The sequence below is a fragment of the uncultured Christiangramia sp. genome, assembly GCF_913046405.1.
GTDB lineage: Bacteria > Bacteroidota > Bacteroidia > Flavobacteriales > Flavobacteriaceae > Christiangramia > Christiangramia marina.
Window position 1 is genome coordinate 18,708 of sequence record NZ_CAJWRQ010000032.1, and the last position, 8,609, is coordinate 27,316.

The 8,609-nt window shown below is 37.5% G+C and carries 7 protein-coding genes; 3 read left to right on the plus strand and 4 right to left on the minus strand.

Features of this window, described 5'->3' with window-relative positions; genetic code table 11:
* Complete coding sequence (locus tag QZ620_RS06110) at window positions 1-585, plus strand: tRNA-(ms[2]io[6]A)-hydroxylase (RefSeq protein WP_295180047.1); 585 nt, start codon at window positions 1-3, stop codon at window positions 583-585.
* Here the strand turns inward: QZ620_RS06110 and QZ620_RS06115 are convergent.
* From QZ620_RS06115 to pdxH, 4 genes are read right to left on the minus strand one after another with little or no spacing between them, the layout of a single operon-like run.
* Window positions 582-1,484 (minus strand): Ppx/GppA phosphatase family protein, encoded by a 903-nt coding sequence (locus QZ620_RS06115; RefSeq protein WP_295180048.1) that lies wholly within the window; start codon window positions 1,482-1,484, stop codon window positions 582-584. The genes QZ620_RS06110 and QZ620_RS06115 overlap by 4 nt on opposite strands.
* Window positions 1,481-3,583, minus strand: a complete 2,103-nt coding sequence (gene ppk1 / locus QZ620_RS06120) for a polyphosphate kinase 1 (protein ID WP_295180050.1) — start codon at window positions 3,581-3,583, stop codon at window positions 1,481-1,483. Before ppk1 ends, QZ620_RS06115 begins: the two co-directional genes overlap by 4 nt.
* A 5-nt stretch (window positions 3,584-3,588) precedes the next feature.
* Window positions 3,589-4,074: a histidine phosphatase family protein gene (locus QZ620_RS06125; protein WP_295180051.1), complete on the minus strand. Its 486-nt coding sequence runs from the start codon at window positions 4,072-4,074 to the stop codon at window positions 3,589-3,591.
* Between the two features lie 3 nt (window positions 4,075-4,077).
* The gene (gene pdxH / locus QZ620_RS06130; protein WP_295180053.1) at window positions 4,078-4,722 is read right to left on the minus strand and encodes a pyridoxamine 5'-phosphate oxidase; all 645 of its coding nucleotides are present in this window, start codon (window positions 4,720-4,722) and stop codon (window positions 4,078-4,080) included.
* 579 nt (window positions 4,723-5,301) lie between these two features.
* On the opposite strand from pdxH, the gene QZ620_RS06135 reads away from it, so the two are divergent.
* On the plus strand, window positions 5,302-5,835 hold the full coding sequence (locus tag QZ620_RS06135; protein ID WP_295180055.1) for a hypothetical protein: 534 nt from the start codon (window positions 5,302-5,304) through the stop codon (window positions 5,833-5,835).
* 21 nt (window positions 5,836-5,856) lie between these two features.
* On the plus strand, window positions 5,857-8,609 hold a 2,753-nt coding region (locus QZ620_RS06140), incomplete at its 3' end, for a hypothetical protein (RefSeq protein ID WP_295180057.1).

The following is an 8,609-nucleotide window of genomic DNA, read 5'->3' on the forward strand; positions in this document are numbered from 1 at the left end:
ATGTTAGGATTAAAATTACCTACCGACCCGAGATGGGCTGATATTGCTGAGAAAAATATTGAAGAAATTCTTGTTGATCATGCTTATTGTGAACAAAAAGCAGCTTCTACAGCGATCTCCCTCATTGTTAGTTTCCCGGAATATTCAGACCTTGTTAACGCCATGACTGCGCTTGCAAGAGAAGAAATGGGGCATTTCAAAATGGTACACGACCGGCTGCTGAATATGGGTTTCAAAATGGGTTGGGACCGTAAAGATGAATATGTCGTACAACTTTTGAAGTTTTTCCCTAAAGGTGGTAGCAGATCCACTCAACTGGTTCATCGTCTTCTTATCGCTGGTTTGATCGAAGCCCGTAGCTGCGAACGTTTCAGACTACTTTCTGAAGAACTGAAAGATAAAGATCTGGCCAAATTTTACCGGGATTTGATGATAAGCGAAGCGAACCACTATACGATGTTTCTGAAATTCGCCCGGCAATATGGTGAAGACCGGCAAGTAGTAGATCAAAAATGGGAGGATCTACTGGAATTTGAAGCTAAAATCATGAAGGATCTGGGAACAAAGGAAAGCATTCACGGTTAACCTTTTTTCCTCTTAGAATCATTATAAAGAGATTTAATTATACCATCTGCGAGTCCGATTTTGGGTACATGGATCCAGTTGGCTCGAGCCCATTTCATGGAATTTACGTAGATCTTTGTGGCTGGAATGATCACATCTGCACGGTCATTCTTTAGATCCAGTTCGGTAATTCGCTCCTCGTAAGTATAAGAATTTAGCTTTTCATCGTAGTCTTTCATATACTTCAAACTAAGAGCCTTTCCTTCCTTCTTTCCACTGGTTTTGAAAATATTGTTGATGTTTCCTCCAGAACCTATAAGATCGATATCATTGTAATCCCTGGTAGTTTCTTTAACCCATTCCCGCATTTCTTCCCAGGTATGATGCTCAACGAGATCTTCCATCATTCTAACAGTTCCAACTTTGAAAGATCTGGAAGCAACCGTTTTGCCATGACTATACATGGTGTACTCTGTACTTCCACCACCAACATCTACATATAAATAATTACAATCGTTCTGGATAAGTGCGTGAAGATCTGTAGCGGCAATGATCGCAGCTTCATGCGATCCATCAATGATCTCTATATCAATTCCAGATTTCTCCTTAATTATAGCAGCAATGTCGTTACCATTAGTAGCTTCCCGCATCGCCGAAGTTGCATAAGCCTTATACTTTTCTACGCCATGAGATTTCATTAATAGATTAAAGGCATGCATGGTATCGATCATTCGCATGGTATTCTTTTCTGAAACTTTCTTCTTCAGGAACACATCTGCACCTAATCTTATAGGAACACGCACCAGGGATGTCTTCCGAAACATTGGTTCTTTACCCTCTTTTTCGGTAATAGTTGACACCAATAGTCTTACAGCATTGGATCCAATATCTATAGCGGCGAAATTCTTTTGTTTGATCATTCGTAAATTTCAGTTTTTCTTAAATAATAATCATAAAGTGCGAACTGGGATCTTACCTTTTCACCGTCGGTACGCCGATAAGGATTGTCCATGCCTCTACAATGTGTTCTGGCTTTCACATTATCGCTCCAGCTAATTTCGAAGGTTTCTATAAGTTCCTGCTTGATATCCTCATCGTAGATTGGACAGGAAATTTCGACCCGTTGATCCAGATTTCTAGTCATAAGGTCTGCAGATGAAATGTAAACCTTACGATTTCCACCATTCTCGAAAATATAAACTCTTGGATGTTCCAGAAATTTATCTACAATACTAATAGCTTCGATATTATCGCTAATCCCTTCGATGCCCGGATTTAAACAACAGATTCCGCGAACAATCAATTTAATTTTCACACCGGCTTTACTGGCCATGTATAATTTATCAATCACCCCATTATCTGATAGACTATTCAACTTTAGCCTGATACCTGAAGGTTTTCCATTTTTCGCATTATCAATTTCAGTTTGAATAAGATTATAAATTACATGTCTTGTATAATGTGGCGAAACGATCAAGTGCTTGTACTTGTTTACCTTGTAATTTGTCTCGAAAAATTCAAAGAGCATATCTACTTCCTTCAGAATAGCAGCATCTGCGGTGAACAGCGTATAATCTGTATACAGTTTAGAGGTATTTTCATTAAAGTTTCCAGTACTTATAAAACCGTATCGCTTGAGTTTACCTTCTTCTTCACGCTCTATCACACAGGTTTTACAGTGTACTTTGAGTCCCGGAACCCCAAAAATCAAATTCACACCTTCTTCCTGCATTTGTTCGGCATAGCGAATATTCGCCACTTCATCGAACCTTGCTCGCAGTTCAATTTGAACCGTTACTTTTTTGCCATTTTTAACAGCGTTGATCAGGGAGCTGGCGATATGTGAAATCTTTGCCAGCCTGTAAATTGTGATCTTTATCGTTTTAACTTTAGGATCCAGTGCTGCTTCTCTCAGGAATTTAACGACATAAGCAAAACTCTGATAAGGGGTGTATAATAAATAGTCTTTTTCAGCAATACCTTTTAGAACGCTAGTTTGGAGAATCAAGCCGGGAATTGGCAAGGGCTCCCGTTTTTCGAATTGTAGCTCTGGCCTCCCCAGACTTGGAAAATCCATATAATCCCTCCTGTTATGATACCTTCCACCGGGAATGATACTATCGGTAGAATCGATACCCATTTTATTCATCAAATAAGTAAGAGTCTCGCTATCAATATTTTTATCATAAACAAAGCGAACAGGATCTCCTTTTATTCGATCCTTTACACTGTCTGAAATCTTTTCAATAAAGCTTTTACTAAGGTCACTATCCAGATCCAGTCCAGCGTCCCGCGTAATTTTAATCATATGAGCTGAAAGACTTTCATAGTCAAAAATATTGAAAATCGTATGCAGGTTATACCGAATAAGGTCATCCAGAAGAATGATGTATTGCTTACCATCTTCCTCTGGAAGTACCACAAAACGTTCGATATTGCGCGGGATCTCAATTAAAACATATCGCTTTTCCTTAGTTTTTCTCTTTAAAATCCTGTCTATTCCATCTTTCTGCTCAACTTCCTCGGTCATCACCATCTTCACCGCCAGATATGCTGCAGAATCTTTTAATGACGGCATTTCCGGAAGTTCATTCAGAATAATGGTAACCAAGGCCGGACTCACCTTGCTTAAAAAATAGTTTTTAATGAAGTCCTGCTGTTTGTAGGTGACTTCATTCTCGTTGATCACGTGAATATTGTGCTCCTTTAGCTGTTCCTGAATGTCTTCAAGGATCTTGAGACTTTCAGACTGTTGATCTATTACAATTTTAGTTATGGCCTCCAGAAGTTTACTCGCCTTGATTCCGCCAAGAACACTTTTGGCAGCTTTCCCGGCAAGATCAATTCGTTTAACGGTTGCGTAACGTACCTTAAAAAATTCGTCAAGGTTATTGGAGAAAATTCCCAGGAATCTCAATCTTTCTATCAAAGGCACTGTTTCGTCTGCCGCTTCCTGTAAAACTCTTGCGTTAAAGCTTAACCAGCTTAGCTCGCGGTTCGTATATTTCTTATTAGCCATAAATTCTAGCGGAGTTTTTTAGGGAATAGATGTAAGATGGTTTTACCAGCGTCAATGTGCTGCCAGGATTCAGCTTCAAAATCGATCACCGTGAGGCCAGTTGTTGGAACATTATCAAACTTCATATCTCCTAGAAAATTTACAAGGATGGTCAAAGCCGGATTGTGGCCAAAAACAATAAGTTGGTCCCGATCATCAGGGCATTGCTGAATCTCCCTAAGCAACTCATTTTGATTGAAAGTATAAAGTTCTTCTTTTACCTCAAAATCTGGATCTTTTATATTCAGATTTTTCTTAAATAGCTTCGCAGTTTCATGTGCACGAACAGCGTAACTGGTCCAGAACAACCCACCTTGCTGATAGAAATTCTGGAATTTTTTTAGAACCAGCTCAGCATCTTTATAAGCTCTTTTCTTAAGTGGTCGCTTATGATCCGGAAGTTCATTCGCCCAGGATGATTTACCGTGTCTTACTAAAATTAATCGCTTCATAAATTAAGGTGCTAAACGTTCGTATTTCCAGGAGTTGGTAGTTTTTTTGTAACGTATCCGGTCATGCAGGCGGCTTTCCCTTCCCTGCCAGAATTCATAAGTTTCTGGTTGGAAAACATATCCTCCCCAGTTTTTTGGCTTCGGAATTTCTTCTGAATCATATTTGTCCTCAAGACTGGATAATTTTTCTTCAAGATACGCCCTCGAAGGAATCACAGAACTTTGATCTGAAGCCATTGCCCCTAACTGACTGCCTTTAGGTCTCGAATGAAAATATTCTTCGGACTCTTCTTCGGAAATTTTTACTGCGGTTCCCTGGATGATGACCTGTTTTTCCAGCTCTGGCCAGAAAAATGACAGGCAACAGTTAGGATTTTCAGCCAGTGCCTTACCTTTATCTGAAGAGTAGTTTGTATAGAAATGAAATCCCTCCAGTCCGAAAGCTTTTAATAAAATAATTCGTGACTTTGGGATCATGTCTTTTCCAACCGTAGCAATGTTCATCGCATTGGCTTCAAGGATGTCTTCTGAGTTATCAGCCTGTTTAAACCACTCCTGAAAAAATTGTAAAGGATCTTCAGGAATAGCATTATCCTCTATTCGATCCTTTTTGTAGGATTTACGATAATGGTTGAGATTTTTGCTCATGTATAGGCCGCTTTTCCTGCAATTTACGAGTTTCGAAAGTAAGATTGAAATGTTTCTGACGGATTCTGGAACATTTAATGTCGGAAATAATAAACATGCATTTTGTCGGATATTGTACACAAATCTTCTTTTTTACCCACAATTCTAAAATTTAACGGACTACAAAATTTTTATTTTCTTTGCAACTGTTAATCAATTGTTTACATCTTATTTAGTCAATAAATTTAGGTTATTTATTCTGCGACAAATCTTAAATTCCTACAAAATTCTGACAGATGACTTTTTAGATTGCATTTTATCACCCAATCTAGGGATTGTATACAGTCTTTGAACGAGATTATAACGCGTTATATCTAAAAAGCTGATTATTACACACTTCAGCCCTTTATTCTCTCTAATTTTACTTCAGAATTGCACCATAATAGAGTCACCCCCACACTTCTCTAAAGTAGTCTCGCTAAACTGCAAAAGCAATTACTAATAACATATTTAATGTACTCCCCACGTACTTTTAAGTGAAGATATTATATATCAATACTTAATGGAAAATTAAGAACAATCTATTTTAAAGTCATAGCTATGTCAAGTAATTCCAAATTTATTACAGCTTTATTGGTATTCCTTTTCGCATTTACACTGAAAGGAACAGCTCAAGATTATGAGGTAATTAACCTAGAAACCTTATTAAATAGTAAGCAAAGAGCTCAAAAAGTTTCTTCTCAAAAGTCTTCTCTTAATAAAAAAAATACTGGCAATTCCTTAAATATTGAAAAGATAGAGACACTAGTATTTGATGTGTCTCCTACAATATATATTCAGGATAATAATGTTCATCAATTCGAAAATACTACACCTATTATGGCAAGTATTGAAGATGACAGTTATCGTATTATCTATACTGAAAACGATCTATTTCAAAATATCGAAATGGTGAAATTACGTTATAACAAGAATAGCAACATAAATATTGATGTTTCAAAAATGAACAGTTTTTCAAGCTTGAAATATTTCTTTATCCAATGTGAATCCTCATGTACTGAAAAGGAATTAGCAAATATTTTCACTAATGCGAAAGGAATTTCTATCCTTTATCAAGTAATCCAGTCCGAATAATAATACTACAAAACGAGTAATATGAAACATTTCTACGTTTACAACAATATTTCTGAAAAATTGAATAGCTATGCGCTATTATTTTTCTTTGGTCTTCTGTGCGCTGGTAGTTTACAAGCCCAGGTTCGTGAAGAATTTGAGCCAAGAGTATCCGAAAACTCAGACAATAAGAAAATCTATAATGTAAATGGAGATTTTACGCTTATTGGAAATTCCAATCTTACACTTCAGTTTTATAATGAAAACCGGTTGAATAGTAACAATACTATGGTTTTCGTGGATACCGACAATAATGATGGAACTGATAACTCATCTAGTGCTGAATTAACTTTTTCTACCGAGAATGGAGCATCATCAGAATGCTCTAATGTAGTTTACGCGGGTTTATACTGGACTGGAAGAGCGAATTCCTCAGTTACTACCAACCGGAAACGTTCGATTAAATTCAGAACACCAAATGGAAATTATCAGAATATTATTGCAGCTCAGAATGAGATACGGTATCCGGGTGATAACAATATGTATGTAGGATATTCTGAAGTTACCGATCTAGTTAAAAATTCTGGCGCTGGTGAGTACTGGGTTGCTGATATTGCTTTAAGTGAAGGTAATGGTGGATCTACGGGATATTATGGGGGCTGGGGAATGGTCGTTGTTTACGAAAATGCCTTAATGAACCCGAGGGATGTAACAATATTCGATGGATATGCCTACGTTCGTGGAAATGCTACCGAGGATTACGAAATTGATGTTGAGGGTTTTAATACTGCTCAAGATGGAGATATCAATATCAAACTGGGATTGATGGCTGGTGAAGGAGATCGAGGTATTTCCGGAGATTATTTTGAAATTAAAAAAAGAAACAACCAGTGGCAGAGACTGTCTCATGATCAAAATTCTACCGGAAACTTCTTCAACTCTTCTATTAATACAGATGGTGATAGAAATCCGGATCTGGTAAATAACACCGGATTGGATATTAGTATGTTCAATGTACCGAACCAGAACAATTCAGTTATTGGCAATAATCAAAGTGAAGCTACCTTCAGGTATGGTACAACGCAAGATACTTACATCATATATTCTCTTGCAATGTCTGTTGATGCCTATCAACCTAAGATCGAAGGGATTAACTCGATTGAATCTATAAATGGCCAACCTTACACCGGCTCGGAATCTGTTCAACCTGGTGATGAAATCACCTACAAGGTTGAATTACGTAATAAAGGTTCAGAGGACCTGGAAAATGTAAAACTGGTTATACCACTACCGTATAATGGAAGTTACGTAGAAAATTCAGGACAAAGCGAGATATTCTACTCACCAACACCTGCTCCCAACTCCATTAGTTTTAATAACACTCTTGGTGCAACAGGTTCTGTAGTATGGAATCTGGGTGATCTACCTACCACTGCAGACAATTCAACGGTACTGGCTGAAATAACTTTAAAAATAAAAGTAACTGAAGATTGTGACATCCTTAAATTTTTGAATTGTTCTAGTGAAGCTAGTTTAGATTTTAAAGGATCTCTTAACGGTAAAGGGAAGTTATCTGGAGTAAACTTTGAAAACACAGATTTCATCCAGGGTTTTGATCAGTCTGGAGCCTGTGATGGTCAGCCAATCACAAGATCGTTATCTATACCAATTGATGCACAAAGCTATATTGAAGAAAATTGTTCTGACTCATCGGATAGAAAGAAGTTCAAATTTTGTGACTCACTTACTAATATTCCTGTAAGTGAAATTAGAAATGCATTTCCATCAGGAACAAGATTTTATGATAGTTTCCCAATAGATGCTAATACTATTGAGTATACCACGAACAATCCATTTCCTGTACAAAACGATATGTACAATGCTATTGTACCAGGTACAAATGATTGCTTCATTCCATTTGAAATCGAAGTGGAGTCGATTGATATTTCAATCGAATCAATCAGTGCTACTTGTGATCAGGAAAATGGAAAAGTTTCAATTCTAAATTTCAACTTAAATTATAACTATACGCTTCTTGATGAGGATGGACAAAGTATCCAGCAGTCAATAAATAGTGCTGGAATGTTTACCAACCTTTCCCCAGGAACCTATTCGGTAAGAGTAGACAAAGGTAGTTGTAGTAAAACCTCTGAAGACATTGCCATCGCAAATAGCTCTTCAAGACCTGATGCACCAGTAGTTTCTGCTACAGTGCAACCAACTTGTGAAACTGCAACTGGATCTTTTACCGTATCGACTACTCAAGGATTTACTTATAGTATTGGTGGTGATTACCAAGAAAGCGGATCTTTTACAGGTCTTGCTGCTGGAACATATAATGTAACCGCTAAAAATACTGATGGATGTGAGTCTCAGACTACTTCAGTAGTAATTCAGGAGCAACCAAACACTCCTGATGCTCCCGTAGTTTCTACAACAGTTCAACCGACTTGTGAGACTGCGACCGGATCTTTTACTGTAACTACAATAAATGGTCATCAATATAGTATTGGTGGTGATTATCAAACAAGCGGATCTTTTACAGGTCTTGCTGCTGGTACATATAATGTAACTGCTAAAAATGCTGATGGATGTATTTCACCAGCTACTTCAGTAGTAATTCAGGAGCAACCAAATACTCCGGATGCACCAGTAGTTTCTGCTACAGTTCAACCAACTTGTGAAACTGCAACTGGATCCATTACTGTTTCTACAGTAAATGGTCTTCAATATAGTATTGGTGGTGATTATCAATCAAGCGGATCTTTTACAGGTCTTGCTGCTGGTACATATAA

Coding starts and splice junctions, on each gene's coding strand:
- QZ620_RS06115 (WP_295180048.1), bottom strand. CDS start 1,484: ATGATCAAACAAAAGAATTTCGCCGCTATAGATATTGGATCCAATGCT.
- QZ620_RS06110 (WP_295180047.1), top strand. CDS start 1: ATGTTAGGATTAAAATTACCTACCGACCCGAGATGGGCTGATATTGCT.
- QZ620_RS06125 (WP_295180051.1), bottom strand. CDS start 4,074: ATGAAGCGATTAATTTTAGTAAGACACGGTAAATCATCCTGGGCGAAT.
- pdxH (WP_295180053.1), bottom strand. CDS start 4,722: ATGAGCAAAAATCTCAACCATTATCGTAAATCCTACAAAAAGGATCGA.
- QZ620_RS06135 (WP_295180055.1), top strand. CDS start 5,302: ATGTCAAGTAATTCCAAATTTATTACAGCTTTATTGGTATTCCTTTTC.
- ppk1 (WP_295180050.1), bottom strand. CDS start 3,583: ATGGCTAATAAGAAATATACGAACCGCGAGCTAAGCTGGTTAAGCTTT.